We start from the raw sequence: 21,167 nt of genomic DNA on the forward strand, positions 1-21,167 counted from the left end.
TCTTTCTTTACGATACCAACTTCGGCTGACCGCCAACGGTATAGTCCGAATGCTGCATGTTATAGGGAATACCTAACCCATCAAAACATGCCCCCACGGCCGAAGCCCGCTGCTTAAAACAGTTCTCTATTTGCGTAGTAGTCGCACCTGCAAAACTCGGTAAGACTGAAATGACAGTCGCCCCGATATTATGCATGGTTACCGGCACATTACTTTGTCCAAGACTTGTTCCTTTTGGCACACCACCAAATGGTGTAGAGGTTATTGCATTTTTGGTTAAATACACTTGTGACAGCACTGCAGAACGCCCCATTGCAAATTGATTGGCTTTACAAAAGCCATCAACACCAATCTTGATCGTTGATCCATTCTCTGTAATCGCGCTAGCTTTAGATAATTTAAAGAAAGAATTTTCCGATGCGCGATAGCAAAATACCAATTCGTCATTTGCATTGGCAGACGAGTTAAAATAAGCAAACATACCATCCAAGGCCAGTTGTCTTTCAACCTCAGTAGGGTTTTCAATATTAAACAACGCTGAATCAGAGTTTTCTAACAACAACGCATTCACCTGACTATTGGTTGCAATTTTTAAACCCACAATCCCCATTTTTACCGCTATAGTCCCCAGTAATGTGATAACGATCAAAATGACCAATACCGTAATGAGTGTTGCGCCTTTTTGTTGTTTCATGATGATGCTCCCAAGGTATTACGAATGGCGACCACTTGATTTACCGCCTGACGCAAATATCGCTTATTTACTGCTACATCCCCTGAAAGCGTGACTGGAGTTCCCGCAACATTAAAGCTGGTTTGAGTATTTAAATTTGCATCTGCACCAATTGTTCCTGTAGACCGAGACAGAATACCAATCTCCATAGAAACAACATTCAAATAGGTTTTTGAACAGGTATCTTCAACTATTGGGGTGGCACAAGCTGCACGGATTGTCTCCATCGCTGCAATATATTGATCAATTGTCATATAGCGTAACTGACCCGCAGGATTTTTTACCCCTAAGCGTACTTTAAACGCATCGACCCGCTGCATAATTTGTTGTGCATTGGTATTTAAACCGACTAGCCCTGCACCATCATAAGAAGCAGCATCACAATACAGCGAATACGAGGTCGGCTCACCCGTTACTTGTTGTGGACTTTCTGCAACATAATAACGTTGCACAATGGTTTTCGAGGACGCATTCGTCACCCGTACGCCTTCACAATTAAAAATCTCACTGCTTGCAGGGACATATTGTATAGTTAACCGATCACTTGTCCCAGTAGTGTTGTCAGTATCCTTATTTTGCAAAGTAACAAATTCAGCTTCTAAATTAGCTGTTGCTTGCAATGCAGTTGGTAGATTTTCTTTTTTAAAAATAATCCCCGAACCATTGTTATAATTATTCACCCTATGTGAAGAGGCAGTATTTAAATTGGTATGTCTCAAATCATGTGTAACGAGCGACATTCCAAAGTTCGCATTTTGCTGCAACTCACTCATGCCAGACTGTAAACCCAAAGAACGCTGACTACTCAAAAACACAGCCAAACCTGCGGCAACAATTAACAATCCTAATGCTAAAGCAATCATCAACTCCATGAGGGTGAAACCTGAGGTATATCGCTTATGAGCCATAGTTATATACCTCCATGATGATGCATTTCGCATTTGGCACATAGGCTGCACCATTGGTGCAATCAGAACTACTTGTACCATTGGTCGCTGTTGTTTCTTCCCACGCCACATAAACACATTTACGCACTAAGGTAGACCCTTCACAATTAAGCACATTCATGCTCATACCCAAGCCAGTTGCACGGCTGCTTACTAGTCTAAAATCGTATTTAGCCATATCTTCAGGGGAGCAAAATGCAGTTGCGCAATTCGTGGTATCGGTATTCGCAACATATCCCACCAACCCATCCCGATTCATACGCATCCGCTCCGCCAAATCTCGGGCAATATTGGTCGCCTGAACATTCATCGTCGCTTCGTTGCTAGCCGTGATGGCTCTAATTTGTAATGCCACAAACCCCAATACAGCAATACTTAGAAGTACTAAAGCCACAAGCACCTCCACCAACCCAACTCCCGTTTGACGTTTCATCATTTTTATTATTCCTTCCCCTCAAGTCGGACAACTTGTTGCCGCTTTATTGTAAACAACCGTTCCACCCTTTTGTACATACACATATGCTTTTAACGCAGCATCACTACTGTGTTCAAAAATAAAGCACTGTCCGTTTGTGGAAACACTGGTCTGCCCCAAACGATTAAAAGTCACACTGCTATCCCCACTCGTTTTTGTGACATGCGTTGGCACCCAAGTTTTAAAAGGTGTTGCCACACTACTATCTAACGCTACGACCCGATCACTCTGTTTAAAAATCGCTTCTGATCTCGTTTCGCTCAATAAATCCACAAAATCACGGGTATCGCTTCGCAATTGATTACTCCGAACCATTTGGATAAAAGACGGAGCCGCCATCATCGCGATAATTGCCATCACCGCAATGGTCACCATCAACTCAATTAAGGTGAACCCGTTTTCTTTTTGTCGCATACTCCCCCCAAGACACAAACATTGCCCTATTAAAAATAGTAACCAACAACTTTACAAAACCCTCACACTTCAGGATAAAAGGCATAAAAAAACAGATGATTGCCAATTTACAATCATCTGTCAATTTTTCAATAAAATTAGAATGTTAACCAATCCACCTTTTAGGCTTGAGTTACCGCAATACGTAACTCTTTTGGCAAACTAAAGGTAATATTTTCTTCCGTTCCAGCAAGCTCTTGTGGCGGTGTTGCACCCCAATCTTGTAATCGTTGAATCACTTGCTTAATTAAAATTTCAGGTGCAGATGCACCCGCTGTGACGCCAACCTTGGTGATATTTTCAAACCATGCCTGTTGAAGCTCATCTGCATTATCGACCAAATAAGCGGCTTTACCCATTCGCTCGGCCAATTCTCGTAAACGATTCGAATTCGATGAGTTTGGCGAACCGACCACCAACACCACATCACATTGGGTTGCTAAATCACGCACCGCATCTTGACGGTTTTGAGTCGCATAACAAATGTCATCTTTACGTGGCCCTTGAATCTCAGGAAATTTCGCCCGTAAAGCATCAATCACTTTTGCAGTATCGTCGATCGACAAAGTAGTTTGGGTCACAAAAGCCACGCGCTCAGGATGATGCACTTGAAGATCAGCCACGTCTTGCTCATCTTCAACCAAATAAATCGCACCACCATTTTTCAGGTCATATTGCCCCATGGTACCTTCAACTTCAGGGTGGCCTTCATGACCAATTAAGATGGCCTCAACCCCCTCACGGGCATATTTAGTAACTTCAATATGAACCTTGGTCACCAATGGACAGGTTGCATCAAAAACCTTTAAACCACGACGTTCGGCTTCGATCTGTACCGCTTTAGAGACCCCATGTGCACTAAAAATTACAATATTGTCATCAGGTACTTCATCCAATTCATCGACAAAAATTGCGCCACGTTGGCGTAAATCGTCTACGACAAATTTATTGTGTACCACTTCATGTCGTACATAAATGGGCGGATTAAAGCACTCAAGCGCACGATTTACGATGGCAATCGCACGGTCAACACCTGCACAAAAACCACGTGGATTGGCCAATACAATTTCCATATGTTCCTCGATACCACCTTTCAATCAGCGGAAACTAATAAAATAAATGCAAACAAAGTGACGCCTTGCTATTTCGTTTAAACCTTGTCTGCTCTAAAATAGAGAAGATATTTTATCATATCAGGAAAAATATCATGTCGGGTCTCTTGTTTGTCGTTTCTGCAGCTTCAGGAACAGGCAAAACATCCCTCGTAAAAGCCCTCCTTGACCGTGTAACGAATCTTCACGTTTCTGTCTCTCATACTACACGTGGGCAACGTCCCGGCGAACTTGATGGTGTACATTACCATTTTACCGAAAAAGACTCATTTTTAGCCTTGGTTGAACAAGGTGGTTTTATTGAATACGCCGAAGTCTTTGGTAATTACTACGGCACAGCGCAAGCTACAGTGAAAGAACAACTGGCGAAAGGTCATGATGTTCTATTAGAAATTGACTGGCAAGGCGCACAGCAAGTTCGTAAGCTTTTTCCTGACTCTAAACAAATTTTCATTTTACCACCAAGCCAGTTTGATCTGCGTCAACGTCTGTCTAACCGCGGCACAGACTCTGTTGAAGTGATTGAGCGGCGTTTAGGCTGTGCAGTTGAAGACATGCAACAATATGTTAACTTCGACTATGTGATTATTAATGATGACTTCAATAAAGCTTTGCATGATCTTGAGTCTGTGATTATTGCCAATCGTTTAGTCATTACACAGCAAGCGAGCCGTCATCAGAAAATGATTTCTGAGCTGATCACCCCTGTTGAAAAGTGATTAAAACTTGAGTCTACAGACAAAGCACTTTATACTGCACAGTCTGTTTAATTTTAGCCTTTGTAACGAGAACTCTTATGGCACGCGTAACCGTTGAAGATTGTTTAGACCATGTAGACAACCGCTTTGAGCTTGTACTAGTGGCAAGCAAACGCGCGCGTCAATTGGCACGTCAAGGCATTGAACCTACTGTTGAGTGGGACAATGACAAACCGACTGTTGTTGCATTACGTGAAATCGCTATCGGTCATGTTTCCAAAGATATTTTGAAACAACGTGAGCAAGACTACCAAACTTCGAGTCTTGATCTTGCACTGTCTGCAAACAATTTGAATTTAGATGGTTTTTCTTTCCAATAAGAAAAATTTATCGCTTAAAAGCCTAGTTTTTAACTAGGCTTTTTTATTGGATAACTTTTATATTTATCCAATACACGTTATAACTAGAAGATAGGATTCATCGTGGTTTAGGTGTATCTTTTTTGCTTTTCTCTCAATGAAAAATTTGACAACTCATGCAATATGTTTTTCATTAGAGGATCAGTAAAATTTTCTTGTAATTGCTACGTCTTAAAGGTGTTTTATGCCAGGCCCAATGGTCAGCCAAGCTAAACAACAGCTCAAAACTATTATCGATGCTTACTTAACTGAAAGCGACGTCGAGCGAGTGCTTGCGGCCTGTGATTATGCGGATATTGCCCATGATGGTATTACCCGTAAAAGTGGCGAACCCTATATTTTGCACCCGATTGCGGTCAGTTGTATTTTAGCGCATATGCGTCTAGATGCTGAAACCCTGATGGCGGCACTTTTACATGATGTGATTGAAGACACAGACTTTAGCAAAGAAGATATTGCAGAAAAATTTGGAAAAACCGTCTCCGAACTGGTCGATGGCGTCACCAAACTTAGCCAATCCAGTGATAAAGAATATAATAAAGCCGCTTCTTTCCGAAAAATTCTGCAAGCCACACTACAAGACCCACGTGTCATTATTATTAAACTGGCTGACCGCTATCACAACATGACCACCTTGGATGCACTACGCCCCGATAAGCGTGCGCGTATTGCCCAAGAAACCTTTGATATTTTTGTCCCAATGGCACGTATTGTTGGCATGAATGAGATGGGCGATAACCTCGAACATCTGTGTTATCAAAACCTTGATCTCGACATGTATAACAATGTCCAAGAAGCCCTCCTACAAACCAAACCCAAACGCTGTGAATATCAAAGCAAATGGGAAAATAATCTTACTGAGCTATTAAAAACCCATCAAATCTCAGGTCGCATTAAAAAGAAAAATAACAATATCGAACTATTACGCCACTTTGTAAAAAATGACATTGATCTACATGAACTCACGCATAGTCACGCCTTTGAAATTATTCTAAATAGCATTGCTGACTGTGACCGCTTAGCCGATGTGTTGCGAGAGAGTTTTCAAGTTTTACACTTTGCAGACCATATTCGTAAACCCCTTCCAGGTGGCAACCAATCACTGCTACTACGCTTAAAAGGTGAAAACACAACATTATCAGTAACCATTCAAACCGAACTGATGCGTAAAGCGGCGCGTTTTGGTGTAGTGCTGGGCGACAGTGCTCCACAAGCTTGCCGCTCTGCGATTCAAGCCTCGATGCAGAACTTGAATGTCTTGATCGATGGAGCCTGTGCCAAAACCACTTTTAGTGAACTACTCGATTATTTACACCAAGAGAAAATTTGGGTATATACCCCACAAGGTCATCTACACGAGTTACCACAAGGTGCAACGGTAGTCGATTTTGCCTACTCTGCCAGCTTATTTTTGGGCAACCATGCGGTAGGTGCGAAAATCAATGGGGAAACTAAACCACTTTCTACGCCATTGCACAGTGGTCAGGTGATTGAAATTATAACCGATGTCTTGGCCACCCCAAATCCAGATTGGCTCAGCTTCGTCAACACGCAAAAAGCCCGCCGTGCCTTACAAAATATACTGCGTGAGCAAGACATCGAAGAACAACGCCTCGTTGGACAGCAAGCTTTAAATCGCGCTTTAAAGCTATTCAATGTATCCATTAAAGATTTAACAGAATCAGACTGGTTAGAACTTTTACAATGGCGACATATCGAAACTAAAGACCAATTGTTTGAGCAAATTGCCGTGGGCGATTTACTGCCGCAGTTGGTCGCGAATCATTTGTTTGCGCATGACCAAAGTGCACAGGAATCTGACAGACTCATTCAAGGTACTGAAGGCGTTGATGTCAAATACGCACATTGCTGTAACCCCGTGTTGGGTGACCCAATTCAAGGTCATTTATCACGCCGCGGACTTATTGTGCATCGTGCGCGTTGTCACAACCTCCTGCATGAACAACATCTACATCCTGAAAACATCATGCCGTTGCAGTGGACCAATGAGAATGAAGAAGAAATTAGTTTCACTGCGTATTTATTGATTAACATGGCGATGGATGACGAACAAATTTCCGACCTGATTTATCAATGCCGCAAAGAAAAAATTGGGGTCGAAATGGTACGTAATCAAGACGATAAGACTTATGTCAATGTTGTGGTACACAACCGTAAGCAAATCGCAAAAATCATTCGCGATCTACGCATGCATTTTGGCTTCCCACGTATCAGTCGATTAGCTCAACCAGTGAGCATTGCGGAAACATCGATTGCGAGTTAATTGTTTAAATCCGCACATTTTAATGCCGATCTAGGCTATGATTGACGGTGAATATAATAGGAGAACACGATGTCCCGCCAAGTAATTCATACTGAAAATGCCCCTGCTGCGATCGGCACTTATTCGCAAGCAATCTTAGTCGGCAATACACTTTACCTTTCTGGTCAGATCGGTTTAGACCCATACAGTATGGAGTTGGTTGAAGGCATTGAAGCACAAATTCGTCGTGTGTTTGATAATTTAAAAGCTGTCTGTGAAGCTGCTGGTGGAACACTGGCTGATATCGCGAAGTTGAATATCTTCTTAACCGATCTTTCAAACTTCCAGTTGGTCAACCAAATTATGGGTGAATATTTTGCACAACCTTACCCAGCACGCGCAGCGCTCGGTGTGGCAAGCCTACCCAAAAATGCATTGGTTGAGATGGATGGCATTGTGATTATTAATCAATAAGTTATATTTTTTAAGAAAAAGCCACCGATTGAGTTAATGCCAGTCAGTTAAGCAAAAAAAGTTAAAATGCTGTAAAAAGAGCGTATGTAAATACGCTCTTTTTTTATGAATTTATCTCAGAATCTAGATTTAACATTAAAACAAACCTTACCTTCACTTTCACAATTCAGTGAATTGATTGATTTAAACTGGATTGAAGATTGCTTAGACCAAACAGGTAAAGCATCAATTCGAAAAAGAAAACTGCCTGCTGAACATGTTGTTTGGCTGGTAATCGGACTTGCTCTATTTCGAAATCAACCGATTTGGTATGTGGTTCAACAATTGCAACTTGTTTTCGGCACGGCAGAATACTGTGTACCGAGTGCATCCGTACAAGCAAGACAACGCTTAGGCTTAGAACCCATGAGTGCTTTATTTTCGACATTAAGTCAGGCATGGTTTAAAGACTCACAACAACAATATAGCAACTTTCACGGTCTATGCGTTTGTGCTGTAGATGGTGTGGTTTGGTCTATGCCTCATACAGAAGAAAACTTTAAGCACTTTGGTTCATCCAAAGGCAAAACAGCAGCTGCACCTTACCCACAAGTTAGAGCGACTTGCCTGGTGAATACCAATACCCATGAAATGATTGATGCCCAAATGGGCAGTATGGATCAAGGTGAATTAACCTTAGCCAGTCAATTAAAAGCACCAGTTCGCAGTATTACCCTATTTGATCGTGCTTACTTCTCTGCTGATTTTTTAGTGAGCTGGCAATCTCAGGCAGAAGAGAGTCATTGGTTGATGCGAGCAAAGGACAACCTGCGTTATGAAGTGATTCATCATAATGCGGCCCATGACTTTCAGATCAAAATGCCTGTTTCAGCAAGAGCAAAAAAGATAAATCCGTCATTGGGTGACTATTGGGAAGCACGTTTAATTGAAGTTGAATATGCAGGAAAAATAAGACGTTACATTACATCATTAACAGATTCTAAAGTTTATCCATTCAAAGACCTTGCAATGCTTTATATCCAGCGTTGGGAAATAGAAATGTGTTATCGGGAAATTAAAAGTGATTTACAGGATGCAAGGATTTTAAGAAGCAAACAACCTGATTTGGTCTATCAAGAATTGTGGGGGGTATTTATTGCATATAATATCTTAAGAAGACAGATGAGGTTTATCGCTGAACATGCAAAGGTGAGTCCTTTAAGGATCAGTTTCCATGTTGCATCTATGAGTATTATCAATATCTTAAGGCACACACCTTTAGAATCAGCAGGAAACCTACCCAAACATTTAGCGCAATTATTTGAACAATCTAAAATATTTGTATTACCTGAAAAAAGGCAAAGGCAATGTCCGCGAGTAGTGAAAATTAAAGCACAAAAATATCCAAGAAAATGCCAGTCAATTTCTTAACTGACTGGCATTAACCGATTGAGTGGCTTTTTTTATCCAAAACTCCAATAAAGACAAATGAGATTTCAAATGATTTTTATTGACAAACGATAACAATTATCAATAATATCACTTATCTTATTTCATTCATGTGGCTTGCTGAAATGTACGTGTGCTTATGCCGTGGTATTACAGATCAAGATATTAAAGACGCTGTTGAAAATGGTGCGGGTAGTTATCGCGAAGTTCGTGAGATGCTCGATCTCGGAACATGCTGTGGTCGCTGTGCACCAGAAGCACGCTCAATCATCAGTGCTGAAGTCTCTGCGATTGCCTCACGCTTAGCTATTGCTGCCTAGGTATTTGATTCGTTTTTTAAATAACCATAATTATAAACTTACTCTTTATGAGTAGCTCCTCCCCCGCTTATGACTCTAGGCGGGTTTTCTTTTTAAATATCTAAAAATAAGATTTCCATACCGCATGCTTTTGATTGCGATTTTCATTTGCTGTTCTATAAATTACTCGCCAAAATCCATTTTGTTGTTTAAGATATTTCTCATAAGTTATTGATATTATTTTTAAGCCGCAGTTTGAATGGAGCTTTATCATGAAAGGCAATCGTGATGTAATTAATCAGTTAAATCAGGTGCTTTATCATCATTTAACTGCCATTAACCAAAATTTCCTACACTCTCGTATGTTTAATGACTGGGGGATTGAACAACTCGGTTCAGCTGAATATAAAGAGTCAATCCGTCAAATGAAGCATGCTGACAAAATTATTGAACGTATTCTTTTTTTAGAAGGTCTACCAAACTTACAACACTTGGGTAAACTCTACATCGGCCAACATACTGTTGAAGTATTAAATTGCGATATCCGTAAAACTAAAGAGAACATTGAATCCATTCAAGCCGCTATTAAGCTCGCTGAAGAACAGTTGGACTATGTTACTCGAGATCTTGTTCAAGAGATTTTAGAAAAAGAAGAAGAATGGTTAGACTGGACAACCACACAGCTTGATTTGGTTGAAACTGTGGGTATTGAGAATTATATTCAGAGCCAGATGTAAATTTTTATCAATAAAAAAACCTGCTTCACGCAGGTTTTTTTATTGATAAAAATTTATTTCCAAGGGCGGAGATCAACAATTTTAACCACCTCACCTTTCTCTTTATTAATTAAAACAACCATATCAACAGCATTGGCTTTAAGCGGAACAAAACCCGTTGCTTGTGGATATTTTGATAAAATACGATCTACTTGTTTTACATCATTATACTGATTAAGTTCCTTCAAATTTTTTGCTCTTTGTTGTAGTTGTGATTTTGCTTGAACAAAATCGACATAACGTTCAGGTCTCTGCGCAAGAGAAATCCCCCCCATTACTTCAGTAAACATATCATTCTGATGTTGTTGGATATTCTTTGTTATTTTGATTGTCGCAAATTGCGGTTTAACCCAAGATACCTGTTGAAACTGTGTTTGCGCCTGATCAATATTTTCTAAAAGAAGGTCATTTTTTCTGATCAACTCAAAACGATCGGCATAAAAAACTAACCATGCAGGACGACCTTGTTCAATACTATAAATGCCATAACATAGAGCAGAAATTTGTAAGGCAATAATCACCCCAAGATCAAACTTAAGCGTTTTTTTACCTTCTTTATAGACCAATAAGCCTAACAAAGGGCCAACAATAACATCGATGGCTAGCATCATCAAAAAGATATGCTTCACCCCAACTGCTGTGGCAAGTGGTGATGGATACCAAATAAAAAATACCAAACCCACCACCAATAAGGCGATGATGACGGAAATAGCGAGATGACCAAGAAAAAAATTTTGTCTTTTTGATAAAAAATAAATCATGGTTTAGATATATCCTTATTTTTCCATTCAAAAGCTAAAGAATATCTTTTTTCAGTAAGTGAATTAAAACTATAATCTTTACCATGCAACTGCTTAATAATTTTTAAGTGCTTTTTAGCCAATTCAGGCTGATTATTTAATGCTAATGCTTGTGCATAACGATGTAATGCTGAAGCAGTTGCATAGCGATATGCAACTTTCTTCATCCATTTTAATTGCTCTTCGGTCATATTTTTTTCGGGCTCAGTTCTCATAAATCTTAGCTGCTCCCTTAATTGAGTTAAAATTATTAAATTTGGAGCCGCTTGCTCAGTTTTTACATTACCAATATTTAATAACTGAAATCTTGCAAGTTGCACATCTTTTTCAACTATTCGATATTCATTAAAAACCAATAAATATAAAACTATAGAAAAAATCATTGCACTAACCAATGAAAATCTATTGATTACAAATAGATAAATAGTTTCTTTTTCACTATGTATAAATCCGAGCATAAATCCCAATGGCACTAGAAAAAAAGAATACTCCAATGGATATTCAAACTGTGCATGCACAAGAATAGCTATTACCATGAGTGATAAGATAACTGTTTCCAGTGAGTTTGCTGTAAACAATAAATAGAATATCCAAATGCTAGATACTGCAATAATTAGTATTCCAATTGGAATTCCATTCCATATTAAAATATCCAGTAAAACATTATGACTATGGGTAATCCATTCATGAAAAGGAAGTAAAGGCGTAACTTCGACTTGAGCTACACCCACCTGCCCCCACCCATAACCAAACCAAGGTTGATTTTGTATTGCCAATAGCATTTGCTGCCATAAATAAAAACGATTATGTCCAGTTGAAGCTCGTTCGGCTATATTTTCAATATCAACAACACCGATTAGAGCAGAGAACCAAGGCAGTACGTTAATAAAAAAAATAAAAACTGCGATTACAGTTAGAATTTTAAATTTTGTAAAGTGAAAACAGATACTATTAGACTTGTACAACCAATAAGCCACCAAACAAGGAATTGCAATCCAAGCCGTTCTACTCTGTGCTAAAGCCACACCAAAAATAATAAAAGTAAATAAAATTATAAATGTAAATAACTGAATATGCTTTTTTTCATATAAATATAATGAAGCAACAAACCCCATTAATAAAAAAGTTGATAAAGTATTTGGCTGTCCAAAGTTAGCAAAGGGTTTAGCCCTTTGAGGTAGATCAGCAATCCAAATACCGCCATTCGTTAATAAAAGCCATTGTTTTAATGCAATAAAAGTAGAAGCAACAGCAATAAATAAAATAGATAGACAAAACCCATATATTACAGGCTCTCTAATGGTTTGATTCTTTCCTATGTAAAAACCAATTACCAGCAACGCAAAAAAAATAAAAAGATAAGCAGATGCCATAAATGCATCGCCGAAAAAGAATATCAGCCCCCCACCCATTGCAATAAAGGTATACATGCTATAATAGGAAAAATCAAAAAAAATTTAGGATATTCAATCTTATTCTTATCAAGAAAAATCGCTATCAATAAAAAAAAGGCTGCAGCAATAGCGGTGAATTCACTATGTGAAGCCAGCCACGGTACATAATGATTTGGCAATAGGCACGCCACAATTAGCAATATAGCACTTAGATAAAAACTTAGCTTCATCTGAATAACACTCTCTATTTTTAATTTTTCGCAGGAATGCCTTTCCCATTAAGTATATAAAAAGGGAGCCTATGCTCCCTTTTTATAATGACGACTTAATTAGAATGTTAAGCCTGTATCACGACAAGAACCTGGCAGGAATTTCGCTTTCGCTGCATCAGCAGTTACAGGACCACATTTCCATTGATAAACAGCTTGACCAGCTGCTGGAGCATTACCATTAGCCATTTGTGGTTCCATGACAATATTGAGTCCTGTTGCATCTCCTAAAGAAGACTCTTGAGACATCGTTACCTGAACTTTACCTGTTGTGCCTTTGGTTGCAACTGCTGCAACATATTTACTACTCTGAGAGGCAGACTCACAACCCCATTGGTTGTCTGCTGGTAAACTACCAGTTGCAGATTGGAATACTTCTGTGATTGTAGTACGGCAAGCTGAAGCAGCTAATACGCCTTCAGAGACTTTCGCACGAATTGTGTAATTCTGATATGCAGGCAATGCTACGGCAGCCAAAATACCAATAATTGCAACAACGATCATTAATAGAAAACATTCCATAAGTGACTTTATATGGACATGCATTAAACTACTGAATTATATATTTTTACGTCATTATTCATTTTGTCCATATGGACATGCTTTTTAATGGGCAAACTTTTGAGTTTTGTCCATATCAGAAAATGGCTTTTACTGAGTGCGATAGCATGAATTTTATGAAGCAAACTAATCGTGAGATATTTTAAAATTTTGACAAGCTAAAAATAGAGTAAAAATTTCAGCCTCATTTATAAGCCAACTTTTGTATTTCTTCGTTATGCTGAAGAATCACACATCTTGCATGATGCAGCACAATACGCCTAGTCGCTTTTTCATCACCAAACTACATGGACACAACTTTTACAGCTGCACGAGGTATTCGTTCGGTTATTTTGAAGTCTTTAAGCCGTTTCATTCTATTACTCACCCATATATGAAACATTCCGTATACAACAGCACTTTCAATTTCAAATTATTTTCATCCCCACACAAGCAACCACCACCAAAGCAACATAGTTTTCTGCTCGCTTAGCTGCTAATAATTTAACTTTTCCCAGTACAAGCAATTTTCATATTTACATATCTCAAAACCGATAAAACTGACATTTTTTGTCACTTAATTACATAAATTTACTTTTAAGTTTTTAAGATTTTTAATCTATTAAACAATCTATTGATTTCATAGGAAATAATTGAGTAACATGTATTGGCACGTTTAGTGCTAATATTAAAATAGCTTACAAAGCTTATAATTAAATTAACAAAACATTTGTGGAGAATGTTATGAATACAATGCAGAAGGGCTTTACGCTCATCGAACTTATGATTGTGGTCGCTATTATCGGTATTCTGGCTGCAGTTGCACTTCCTGCTTATCAAAACTATACAGTTAAAGCGCGTGTATCTGAAGTTATTTTGGCAGGTTCTTCTTGTAGAACAATCATTACGGATTTAGTTCAAAACTCGCCTACACAGGCTTTAGGTGATATTTTGGAATCAAGCTGTTCAATCCAGCCAACAAAAATGGTTGCAAGTGGTAGTGCTGATGCTAATGGCGTAATCACTGTTGTAGGTAATGAAACAAATCTAGGAGGTGAGACGTCTTCTACTGCAAATTCAATTAGTATCACACCAATGATGGCTGCTGTTGCAGCAGGTACTGGTATTGCTACTGCTGCTGTTGTTAAAGGTGAATTAGTTGCCGCTACGGCTGGTGGTCAGACAATTGAAGGCTGGAAATGTGGCCCTGCTGCTGCAGGTAACAACCCAATGCCAATTAAATATTTACCAGGTTCTTGTCAAGGTACTTACTAATTTTAATTAGTGTTAAAAAGACTGGTGCGCCAGTCTTTTTTATTGTTAAAAGTTAGCAACTATTGAGTAAATAAAAAATTATGATTAAAGAATATAAGTTTCAATCATTGGGTGAAGAAAGTAATTATCGACAATTTCCAGATGAAATTGAAAATAATAATCATATTCTCTTTCACGGAACCGCAGAAGTGAATTTTGAAAATATTAAAAAGCAAGGTTTTCAACCAAAAACTGGTGGTGAATTAAGTAGTATCTCCTTCGCTAAAAACAGTTCATTAGCATTGAATTACGCTTGTGCAGCTAGAAACGATCTATCTCCAAAAGGTATAATTATTATGGTAGACATTTCAAATATAAAACAAGAATGTATAGTGGAGCAAAACTTCGGTATTCATTTATCACCTAAATTTCAACCTAAAATTATTGGCTACTGTTTAGTTCCTGAAAATTATAAGTTTAAGTAAAAATATGTCAAAACGCCTAATTTTTTTTCTAAGCCACTTATCTATTTCATTTCTGATTGCTTTACTTGTCGTTGGACTTGTCTTTTTCATCTGGTATCCATCTCCTCTCGCAAGCGCAGTTGGCGTTACCCATATCTTTTTAATGCTGTTGGCAATCGACGTGATTGTCGGACCAGTCTTGGGTTTATTGGTCTATAAAGAAGGTAAGAAAACACTTAAACTTGACCTAAGCGTAATTATTATTATTCAAATTGCGGCTCTATGTTATGGGATATTTAGTATTGAACAAGGTCGTCCTGCATGGTTAGTATTCCATGCAGATCGTTTCGAGTTAGTGCGAAAAAATGACATCATTTTAGACAATATTGATCAAGCTCAGCCGCAATTTCAATATGTATCATTAATCAAACCACAGTTTGTTGCAGTAAAATCAGCAGTGAGCGCTCAGCAACATCAAGATGATATCTTTACTGAGGTTTTGGGGGGTATTTCTCTTGCTCAACAACCAGAACGCTATGTTGAATTTATTGATGCTAAACTACAAGTACAACAACGTGCTTTATCATTAAGCCAGCTAGAGCGCTACAATAAAAAACAGGAAGTGGAAAAATTTTTGAAAAACTATCCAAAAGCTGATGCATGGCTGCCACTAAAAGCCAATGCTTTAGATATGGTGGTTTTGGTCAATAAAGAATCCGCCTCTATCATCAAAATTGTAGACTTAAGACCGTGGGAATAATTTTAACGGCATATTTTTTACCCCATTTATTAAAAAGCCACTAAGTTCATAAACTGAGTGGCTATATCAATCAAATAGTCCGAGTACTTTGCCTCAATTCAAAATTTTCCAGCAACAGCGAATTGCACTTTTCCAGCAGTTTTTCATAATCTTCTTTCAGCTGCTCATAATCACTTTTCACCGCTTTGGTCTTAGTTTTCGCTTGCTCAATTTGCTGGGCAGGCGAAAGAATATTTTGCCCTGCTTCCTGTGCAGCTAGCTCAATTGCCTCAATTAATGCAGCGTGACGGCTCTTCTTAATCGAACCCCGTTTACGCCCAGCCTCCAGTGCAACAGTGTCATTATTAATTGCAGAGCCTTTGGTAATAATTGTCGGCTTATTGACTTTTAAACGCTCTAAAGCAGCATAGTATTCATTGAGTGCGCTCATATTTTAAACCTCAATATTAATCGTTTTAATTTTTTGAATAGTCTTATTTAAAGCCATAATCTCGCTATCCATTTGACCGTACAGCAAACTGCTTGGTGCTTGTGTATCTCGTGCTCGTTGTAATCGTTGTACTGCTTTTTTCATCTTCTCTGCACTGACAGCATCAAACACTGCATGTGCACAACTTAGACAGCTCGTAATAGCCGTAAAAGAAATTTTTTCGCAAGAATCAGGGTTGGTACAAGCCCCAAAAAGGCTAGGTTTATAGGCGATTTCACCCTTTTTCATCCGCTTGATGGTTTCAATACGGTTAGGAAACACCTTGAGTAATTGCTCACGGTCTTTTTGCAACTGTAAATAGGTTCCTGCACCACCAAAGAGCTTACTAGAAGTACTGATTACGCCTTCCTCAAACTGAGTGTAGGAATGCACCAGCCGCTGATATTCCAGTTCTTGAATAAACTCTTTCTGGCTATCACTGGCTAAAATATTGGGAGCAAATACTGAGTTCTCCCGATAATATAACGTCATCGCTTCAGTTAAATGCTTATATTGAACTGACAAAGCCCCCAAACCGATCACACCTGAACGCGCACCATATACTGCTAAAGAACGCCGAAATTGATGAGTACAGATATTCCAATATTTGCCAATCTGACAGTCTTTTTCGTCCCGCCAGTTGCGGAAAGCATCGAAAGCTTCTAGTTCGGCTAAATCACTTTCACAGATTCTTAATGCTTTCCCGAACATCGTTAAAATCGCAGATCGATAAAGATTAAAATTGGATTGCGTTCGCGTCGGAGCACCTGAAAAATTGGAAATAAAATCCGTTTCGTTTTTAATATTTCGATTATTTTTATTTCGATGCTTTTGCGAGTAAAGCGTTGGAAATAATGGGTATTCAGCAGGATTAGACATATCATAATGTGGATTGAGCAAAGCATAGATTTCACCAATACTTTGCGCTGCACGTACGCCAAACTGAATATCTTCAAACGTGATCCAATAGGTCGATTTATTACCGCCACCATGTAACTTAGAGGTGTAACCCATCAACACATGCACACGATGTTCATTGCTCTGAACGGTTTGATAGCAGTCATAAGACAGCTGATTCACTTCGTTATCCCGCATACCTGTGAATAAATGAATCCAAAGTTTGGCCATACCTTGAATTATCGTCATATAACGAGTGAGATTGGCATGTTTTTCAATCTGATGATTTTCAAAAAGCTGAGTTAAACCCAGCAAATCACGAGCATCGTCGAAACTTATTGTTCGTTTAGCACGCTTAAACTCCACAGGCATCAGGGCAAAATTGGCATCCTGCTGAATACGCTGAAACCATTGTAATAAGGCAGGTGCATTTTGATTAAATTCATTCAATTTATCGGCTAAAGCATTAGGGTGTGTTGACACTTTTAGCTTAAAAAAATAGCGAAGTAGTAAAATCAAATCGCCAAACCCAATTTTACTATTCGCTATGCCTCGTACCATGCTGACAGATCAACACTGGCAAAAGTTGAAAGTTATTCTGCGTAATTTATCCATTCACCACAACTCAAATTTACGCAATTTTATTGAAGCTATTCTCTATAGAATTAGAACAGGCTGTCCGTGGCGAGATATTCCTTGTTGTTTTGGTCATTCAAACTCTATTTTCAAACGTTTTAATCGTTGGTCAAGCAGCGGTAAGTTACTTAGATTATTCAAATTATTAGCCTCATGCCCCGATATGGAGTGGATTTTTATTGATGGCTCTCATGTACGTGCTCATCAACATTCTGCCGGCATAGCGAATCAATCTATTTCTAAAAGTGTAGGAGGAAACTCCTCAAAAATACATTTGATTGTTGATGCACATGGCAATCCTATTGATTTCATGATTACCGATGGAACCACACATGATGTTAAAGTTGCACCTGATTTAATATCAACATTAGATTTAAAAGAGACAAAAGTGGTATGTGCAGATAAAGGCTATGATTCAGAACCACTGCGTGAACAGATCAGGAAAACAGGGACAAAAGCGAATATACCAAAGAAAACAAATAGCCAATCGAACAATGACCATATGGACTGGTATTTATATAAAATCAGACATTTAGTTGAAAATATGTTTTGTAGATTAAAGCAATTTAGAGGAATAGCTACTCGATATGACAAGCTCAAAAGAAATTATCAAAGTTCTGTTGCTTTAGCCTGTATATTTTTATGGCTACCTTTATAGGGTTAATTATGAACAGTAAATGTCAACAGACCCTAAACTCTAAAATAAATAATCAAATCTACAAAACTGTACAAATGGCTAATAAATATACCGAATGGTAAATTTTGTGTAATTTTGCAATACCTTTCTTGTATTGATAATGAAATAATATTGGCGGTGAATTTATTCACTTAATAGTCATTACTAATTAGAAAATGACTAATAATCAATATAAAGGGTATAAGATGATTCAAAATATTATTCGTGGCGCTATTTTTGCTTGCGCACTGGGTGTTTCTATCAATGCTGTTGCGGCTCAACACACAATTTCTGTTGGCTATGCACAAACAAAAGCAGAAGACTTTAAAGATTTAAAAGGCGTGAATGCACAATACCGCTTTGAAAATGAATCTCCAGTAGGTGTAGTGGTTTCTGCATCTTATGTATCTGGTGATGACAAATCTAATTATGGTTATGGTGTTGAAGAAGCCGAAGTTAAATCATTTTCACTTTTAGCTGGTCCAGCATACCGCTTTAACGAGTATGTAAGTGCATATGCCTTAGCTGGTTTTGCTAATGTTAAGAGCGATTATAGCGATCATGAGTTTGATGGAAGTTACAGCTATTCAAGCAGTCTTACTAAAACAGAATTTGCATATGGCGCGGGTGTGGCTGTTAATCCAGCACAAAATGTATCTGTACATGTAGGTTATGAAGGCACTAAAGTTAAATTTGAAGGCGAGAGTGCTAAATTAAATGGCTTCAATATCGGTGTTGGTTACCGCTTCTAAGCTAATTTAGTTTCAATTGTTTTAATAGACAAACAAAAGCCCTCTAAGAGAGGGCTTTTGTATAAGCACTACTATGTTAAATAAATAACCTGCGTTCGATTATTTTTTTTGTATAAATGGGTTATTGGTGTCACTTCCTTGTTTCTTCTCAATGTAGCACTTCACCACAGCCTTAATGATCAGTTGTATTCACTTTGTTCTGTAAGATAGTTTTTCTCAATCACAATATATATTTTTAACACTTATCTGCTTATACTGTGCGAAGTTTTTAGCAACATTCTTTTTGCACGTCGTTTGTACTTTTACAGTTGAGTACATGATTGTGTACATATTTTTAGAGTAGTTTATGGCAGTTGTAAAAAAGTCTGTAGATATCAATAATATACGAAACTTTAGCATTATTGCTCACATTGACCACGGGAAGTCAACGCTCGCTGACCGCTTTATTCAAACCTGTGGTGGTTTGCAAGATCGTGAAATGCAAGCACAAGTACTTGACTCCATGGAACTTGAACGTGAGCGTGGTATTACCATTAAAGCTGCGTCGGTTACTTTGTATTATACTCATCCAAATGGTCAAGAGTATCAATTGAACTTTATTGATACCCCAGGGCATGTCGACTTTTCATATGAAGTGTCACGTTCATTGGCGGCTTGTGAAGGTGCATTGTTGGTTGTAGATGCGGCGCAAGGCGTGGAAGCACAGTCGGTTGCGAACTGCTATACCGCAATTGAGCAAGGTCTCGAAGTCCTTCCTGTACTCAACAAAATTGATTTACCACAGGCTGAACCTGAACGTGTGATTCAAGAAATTGAAGACATTATTGGTATTGAAGCGACTGAAGCGCCAACCTGTTCAGCAAAAACAGGTCTTGGGATTGATAGCGTTTTAGAAACCCTTGTTAATGTCATTCCTGCACCTACTGGTGATCGTAATGCGCCATTACAAGCTTTAATTATCGACTCTTGGTTTGATAACTACTTAGGCGTGGTTTCTTTGGTGCGCGTGAAAGAAGGTCGTGTGCGTAAGGGCGACAAGATGTTGATGAAATCAACAGGCCAAACGCACATCATTACTTCTGTGGGTATTTTCAATCCTAAGCATACAGAAACAGACATCCTTGAAGCGGGTGAAGTTGGTTTCGTAATTGCAGGGATTAAAGACATTTTTGGTGCACCAGTGGGTGATACGATTACCCTTGCAAGCACACCAGAAGTCAAAACCTTACCAGGCTTTAAAAAAGTGAAGCCGCAGGTGTATGCAGGTTTGTTCCCAATTGATTCAAGTGAATTTGAACCGTTCCGTGAAGCTTTGCATAAACTTCAGATCAATGACTCGGCGTTATTCTTTGAACCTGAAAGCTCAGATGCTTTAGGATTTGGCTTCCGTTGTGGCTTCTTAGGCATGCTACACATGGAAATCGTGCAAGAGCGTTTAGAGCGTGAGTATGATTTAGACCTCATTTCATCTGCACCGACCGTGATTTATGAAGCGGTGATGAAGAATGGTCAAACGATTTATATCGATAGCCCATCTAAAATGCCAGATGGTTCAACAGTCGAAGACTTACGTGAGCCGATTGCTGAGTGTCATATCCTTGTACCGCAAGAGTATTTGGGTAATGTGATGACTTTGTGTGTAGAGCGCCGTGGTGTTCAAAAAGACATGAAGTTTATGGCGAACCAAGTTTCGATCACCTTTGAAATTCCAATGGCGGAAGTGGTGATGGACTTCTTTGATAAATTGAAGTCGTGTTCACGTGGTTTTGCATCGCTTGATTATAACTTTGTACGTTTTGAAAGTTCATCATTGGTAAAAGTCGATGTATTGATCAATGGCGATAAAGTCGATGCCTTGGCAATGATTTGTCACCGTCAAGATGCCCGTCATCGTGGTATTGCATTGGTTGAAAAAATGAAAGATTTGATTCCACGTCAAATGTTTGATGTGGCAATTCAAGCGGCCATTGGCGCACAAATTATTGCTCGTTCAACCGTAAAGGCAATGCGTAAAAACGTATTGGCGAAATGTTATGGTGGTGATGTTTCTCGTAAGAAGAAACTGCTATCGAAGCAAAAAGAAGGTAAAAAACGCATGAAGCAAGTGGGAAGTGTAGAAATCCCACAAGAAGCGTTCTTGGCTGTGTTGAAAGTAGAAAGATAAAAAGGTAGGAATATA

General features: G+C 38.7%; 22 protein-coding genes and 1 pseudogene. 13 read left to right on the plus strand and 10 right to left on the minus strand.

Features of this window, described 5'->3' with window-relative positions; translation table 11 throughout:
- Nucleotides 1–7: 7 nt before the first annotated feature.
- The 5 genes from AXW61_RS03295 to ispH form a co-directional block, all read right to left on the minus strand.
- Entirely contained in the window at nt 8–694 is a 687-nt protein-coding gene (locus AXW61_RS03295; protein ID WP_062032348.1) for a hypothetical protein, read from the minus strand.
- Nucleotides 691–1,641, minus strand: coding sequence for a PilW family protein (locus AXW61_RS03300; protein ID WP_062032350.1), 951 nt, complete (start codon nt 1,639–1,641; stop codon nt 691–693). The genes AXW61_RS03295 and AXW61_RS03300 overlap by 4 nt, the downstream gene beginning before the upstream one ends.
- Nucleotides 1,631–2,116 carry a type IV pilus modification protein PilV gene (gene pilV, locus AXW61_RS03305; protein WP_062032353.1) on the minus strand — a complete coding sequence of 162 codons (486 nt, stop codon included), beginning with the start codon at nt 2,114–2,116 and terminating at the stop codon, nt 1,631–1,633. Before pilV ends, AXW61_RS03300 begins: the two co-directional genes overlap by 11 nt.
- Before the next feature lie 18 nt (nt 2,117–2,134).
- Nucleotides 2,135–2,569 (minus strand): prepilin-type N-terminal cleavage/methylation domain-containing protein, encoded by a 435-nt coding sequence (locus AXW61_RS03310; protein ID WP_062032356.1) that lies wholly within the window; start codon nt 2,567–2,569, stop codon nt 2,135–2,137.
- Nucleotides 2,570–2,730: 161 nt separating this feature from the next.
- Nucleotides 2,731–3,681 carry a 4-hydroxy-3-methylbut-2-enyl diphosphate reductase gene (gene ispH, locus AXW61_RS03315; RefSeq protein WP_062032359.1) on the minus strand — a complete coding sequence of 317 codons (951 nt, stop codon included), beginning with the start codon at nt 3,679–3,681 and terminating at the stop codon, nt 2,731–2,733.
- A 134-nt stretch (nt 3,682–3,815) separates the two neighbouring features.
- Here ispH and gmk point away from each other — a divergent pair, with 134 nt between their 5' ends.
- From gmk to bfr, 7 genes are all read left to right on the plus strand, one after another.
- Complete coding sequence (gene gmk / locus AXW61_RS03320; protein WP_005401338.1) at nt 3,816–4,439, plus strand: guanylate kinase; 624 nt, start codon at nt 3,816–3,818, stop codon at nt 4,437–4,439.
- A 77-nt stretch (nt 4,440–4,516) separates the two neighbouring features.
- Entirely contained in the window at nt 4,517–4,798 is a 282-nt protein-coding gene (rpoZ, locus tag AXW61_RS03325; RefSeq protein WP_004978050.1) for a DNA-directed RNA polymerase subunit omega, read from the plus strand.
- A 223-nt stretch (nt 4,799–5,021) separates the two neighbouring features.
- Nucleotides 5,022–7,121, plus strand: a complete 2,100-nt coding sequence (locus AXW61_RS03330; protein ID WP_062032361.1) for an HD domain-containing protein — start codon at nt 5,022–5,024, stop codon at nt 7,119–7,121.
- Nucleotides 7,122–7,190: 69 nt separating this feature from the next.
- On the plus strand, nt 7,191–7,574 hold the full coding sequence (locus tag AXW61_RS03335) for a RidA family protein (protein WP_004691470.1): 384 nt from the start codon (nt 7,191–7,193) through the stop codon (nt 7,572–7,574).
- 105 nt (nt 7,575–7,679) lie between these two features.
- Nucleotides 7,680–8,984: an IS4 family transposase gene (locus tag AXW61_RS03340; protein WP_062032364.1), complete on the plus strand. Its 1,305-nt coding sequence runs from the start codon at nt 7,680–7,682 to the stop codon at nt 8,982–8,984.
- Between the two features lie 143 nt (nt 8,985–9,127).
- On the plus strand, nt 9,128–9,322 hold the full coding sequence (locus tag AXW61_RS03345) for a bacterioferritin-associated ferredoxin (RefSeq protein ID WP_010327639.1): 195 nt from the start codon (nt 9,128–9,130) through the stop codon (nt 9,320–9,322).
- A 251-nt stretch (nt 9,323–9,573) separates the two neighbouring features.
- A complete protein-coding gene (bfr, locus tag AXW61_RS03350; RefSeq protein ID WP_062032367.1) occupies nt 9,574–10,038 on the plus strand; it encodes a bacterioferritin in 465 nt (154 codons plus the stop codon).
- A gap of 53 nt (nt 10,039–10,091) precedes the next feature.
- On the opposite strand, the gene tfpZ (AXW61_RS03355) is transcribed toward bfr, so the two are convergent.
- The 3 genes from tfpZ (AXW61_RS03355) to AXW61_RS03370 all read right to left on the minus strand — a co-directional run bounded on the left by tfpZ (AXW61_RS03355) (nt 10,092) and on the right by AXW61_RS03370 (nt 13,044).
- On the minus strand, nt 10,092–10,838 hold the full coding sequence (gene tfpZ, locus AXW61_RS03355; protein ID WP_062032369.1) for a TfpX/TfpZ family type IV pilin accessory protein: 747 nt from the start codon (nt 10,836–10,838) through the stop codon (nt 10,092–10,094).
- Entirely contained in the window at nt 10,835–12,250 is a 1,416-nt protein-coding gene (locus AXW61_RS03360; RefSeq protein ID WP_171254043.1) for an O-antigen ligase family protein, read from the minus strand. Before AXW61_RS03360 ends, tfpZ (AXW61_RS03355) begins: the two co-directional genes overlap by 4 nt.
- 350 nt (nt 12,251–12,600) lie before the next feature.
- Complete coding sequence (locus tag AXW61_RS03370) at nt 12,601–13,044, minus strand: pilin (protein WP_205630081.1); 444 nt, start codon at nt 13,042–13,044, stop codon at nt 12,601–12,603.
- Nucleotides 13,045–13,824: 780 nt separating this feature from the next.
- Between AXW61_RS03370 and AXW61_RS03375 the strand changes: the two genes are divergently transcribed.
- From AXW61_RS03375 to tfpZ (AXW61_RS03385), 3 genes are all read left to right on the plus strand, one after another.
- On the plus strand, nt 13,825–14,355 hold the full coding sequence (locus AXW61_RS03375; RefSeq protein WP_062032378.1) for a pilin: 531 nt from the start codon (nt 13,825–13,827) through the stop codon (nt 14,353–14,355).
- An 80-nt stretch (nt 14,356–14,435) separates the two neighbouring features.
- Entirely contained in the window at nt 14,436–14,819 is a 384-nt protein-coding gene (locus AXW61_RS03380) for a hypothetical protein (protein ID WP_062032382.1), read from the plus strand.
- Nucleotides 14,820–14,823: 4 nt separating this feature from the next.
- Nucleotides 14,824–15,558 carry a TfpX/TfpZ family type IV pilin accessory protein gene (gene tfpZ, locus AXW61_RS03385; protein ID WP_062032385.1) on the plus strand — a complete coding sequence of 245 codons (735 nt, stop codon included), beginning with the start codon at nt 14,824–14,826 and terminating at the stop codon, nt 15,556–15,558.
- Nucleotides 15,559–15,628: 70 nt separating this feature from the next.
- Here the strand turns inward: tfpZ (AXW61_RS03385) and AXW61_RS03390 are convergent, their stop codons facing one another.
- Nucleotides 15,629–15,988, minus strand: a complete 360-nt coding sequence (locus AXW61_RS03390) for a hypothetical protein (protein ID WP_062032388.1) — start codon at nt 15,986–15,988, stop codon at nt 15,629–15,631.
- Between the two features lie 3 nt (nt 15,989–15,991).
- Nucleotides 15,992–17,392 (minus strand): annotated as a pseudogene (locus AXW61_RS03395) (hypothetical protein); the annotation flags it as partial.
- Nucleotides 17,393–17,471: 79 nt separating this feature from the next.
- Here AXW61_RS03395 and AXW61_RS03400 point away from each other — a divergent pair.
- The 3 genes from AXW61_RS03400 to lepA all read left to right on the plus strand — a co-directional run bounded on the left by AXW61_RS03400 (nt 17,472) and on the right by lepA (nt 21,152).
- Complete coding sequence (locus AXW61_RS03400) at nt 17,472–18,218, plus strand: IS5-like element ISAba31 family transposase (protein ID WP_004645384.1); 747 nt, start codon at nt 17,472–17,474, stop codon at nt 18,216–18,218.
- 224 nt (nt 18,219–18,442) lie between these two features.
- A complete protein-coding gene (locus AXW61_RS03405) occupies nt 18,443–18,988 on the plus strand; it encodes an Ail/Lom family outer membrane beta-barrel protein (protein ID WP_004980406.1) in 546 nt (181 codons plus the stop codon).
- 346 nt (nt 18,989–19,334) lie between these two features.
- Entirely contained in the window at nt 19,335–21,152 is a 1,818-nt protein-coding gene (lepA, locus tag AXW61_RS03410) for a translation elongation factor 4 (protein WP_062032390.1), read from the plus strand.
- Nucleotides 21,153–21,167 lie beyond the last annotated feature (15 nt).

Source organism: Acinetobacter sp. BMW17 (assembly GCF_001592855.1).
GTDB classification, from domain to species: Bacteria; Pseudomonadota; Gammaproteobacteria; order Pseudomonadales; family Moraxellaceae; genus Acinetobacter; species Acinetobacter johnsonii.

What these genes read in the sequence shown, in the direction of transcription:
- AXW61_RS03295 (WP_062032348.1), bottom strand. Translation starts at nt 694, where the DNA reads ATGAAACAACAAAAAGGCGCAACACTCATTACGGTATTGGTCATTTTG.
- AXW61_RS03300 (WP_062032350.1), bottom strand. Translation starts at nt 1,641, where the DNA reads ATGGCTCATAAGCGATATACCTCAGGTTTCACCCTCATGGAGTTGATG.
- pilV (WP_062032353.1), bottom strand. Translation starts at nt 2,116, where the DNA reads ATGATGAAACGTCAAACGGGAGTTGGGTTGGTGGAGGTGCTTGTGGCT.
- AXW61_RS03310 (WP_062032356.1), bottom strand. Translation starts at nt 2,569, where the DNA reads ATGCGACAAAAAGAAAACGGGTTCACCTTAATTGAGTTGATGGTGACC.
- ispH (WP_062032359.1), bottom strand. Translation starts at nt 3,681, where the DNA reads ATGGAAATTGTATTGGCCAATCCACGTGGTTTTTGTGCAGGTGTTGAC.
- gmk (WP_005401338.1), top strand. Translation starts at nt 3,816, where the DNA reads ATGTCGGGTCTCTTGTTTGTCGTTTCTGCAGCTTCAGGAACAGGCAAA.
- rpoZ (WP_004978050.1), top strand. Translation starts at nt 4,517, where the DNA reads ATGGCACGCGTAACCGTTGAAGATTGTTTAGACCATGTAGACAACCGC.
- AXW61_RS03330 (WP_062032361.1), top strand. Translation starts at nt 5,022, where the DNA reads ATGCCAGGCCCAATGGTCAGCCAAGCTAAACAACAGCTCAAAACTATT.
- AXW61_RS03335 (WP_004691470.1), top strand. Translation starts at nt 7,191, where the DNA reads ATGTCCCGCCAAGTAATTCATACTGAAAATGCCCCTGCTGCGATCGGC.
- AXW61_RS03340 (WP_062032364.1), top strand. Translation starts at nt 7,680, where the DNA reads ATGAATTTATCTCAGAATCTAGATTTAACATTAAAACAAACCTTACCT.
- AXW61_RS03345 (WP_010327639.1), top strand. Translation starts at nt 9,128, where the DNA reads ATGTACGTGTGCTTATGCCGTGGTATTACAGATCAAGATATTAAAGAC.
- bfr (WP_062032367.1), top strand. Translation starts at nt 9,574, where the DNA reads ATGAAAGGCAATCGTGATGTAATTAATCAGTTAAATCAGGTGCTTTAT.
- tfpZ (WP_062032369.1), bottom strand. Translation starts at nt 10,838, where the DNA reads ATGATTTATTTTTTATCAAAAAGACAAAATTTTTTTCTTGGTCATCTC.
- AXW61_RS03360 (WP_171254043.1), bottom strand. Translation starts at nt 12,250, where the DNA reads ATGGCATCTGCTTATCTTTTTATTTTTTTTGCGTTGCTGGTAATTGGT.
- AXW61_RS03370 (WP_205630081.1), bottom strand. Translation starts at nt 13,044, where the DNA reads ATGATCGTTGTTGCAATTATTGGTATTTTGGCTGCCGTAGCATTGCCT.
- AXW61_RS03375 (WP_062032378.1), top strand. Translation starts at nt 13,825, where the DNA reads ATGAATACAATGCAGAAGGGCTTTACGCTCATCGAACTTATGATTGTG.
- AXW61_RS03380 (WP_062032382.1), top strand. Translation starts at nt 14,436, where the DNA reads ATGATTAAAGAATATAAGTTTCAATCATTGGGTGAAGAAAGTAATTAT.
- tfpZ (WP_062032385.1), top strand. Translation starts at nt 14,824, where the DNA reads ATGTCAAAACGCCTAATTTTTTTTCTAAGCCACTTATCTATTTCATTT.
- AXW61_RS03390 (WP_062032388.1), bottom strand. Translation starts at nt 15,988, where the DNA reads ATGAGCGCACTCAATGAATACTATGCTGCTTTAGAGCGTTTAAAAGTC.
- AXW61_RS03400 (WP_004645384.1), top strand. Translation starts at nt 17,472, where the DNA reads ATGCCTCGTACCATGCTGACAGATCAACACTGGCAAAAGTTGAAAGTT.
- AXW61_RS03405 (WP_004980406.1), top strand. Translation starts at nt 18,443, where the DNA reads ATGATTCAAAATATTATTCGTGGCGCTATTTTTGCTTGCGCACTGGGT.
- lepA (WP_062032390.1), top strand. Translation starts at nt 19,335, where the DNA reads ATGGCAGTTGTAAAAAAGTCTGTAGATATCAATAATATACGAAACTTT.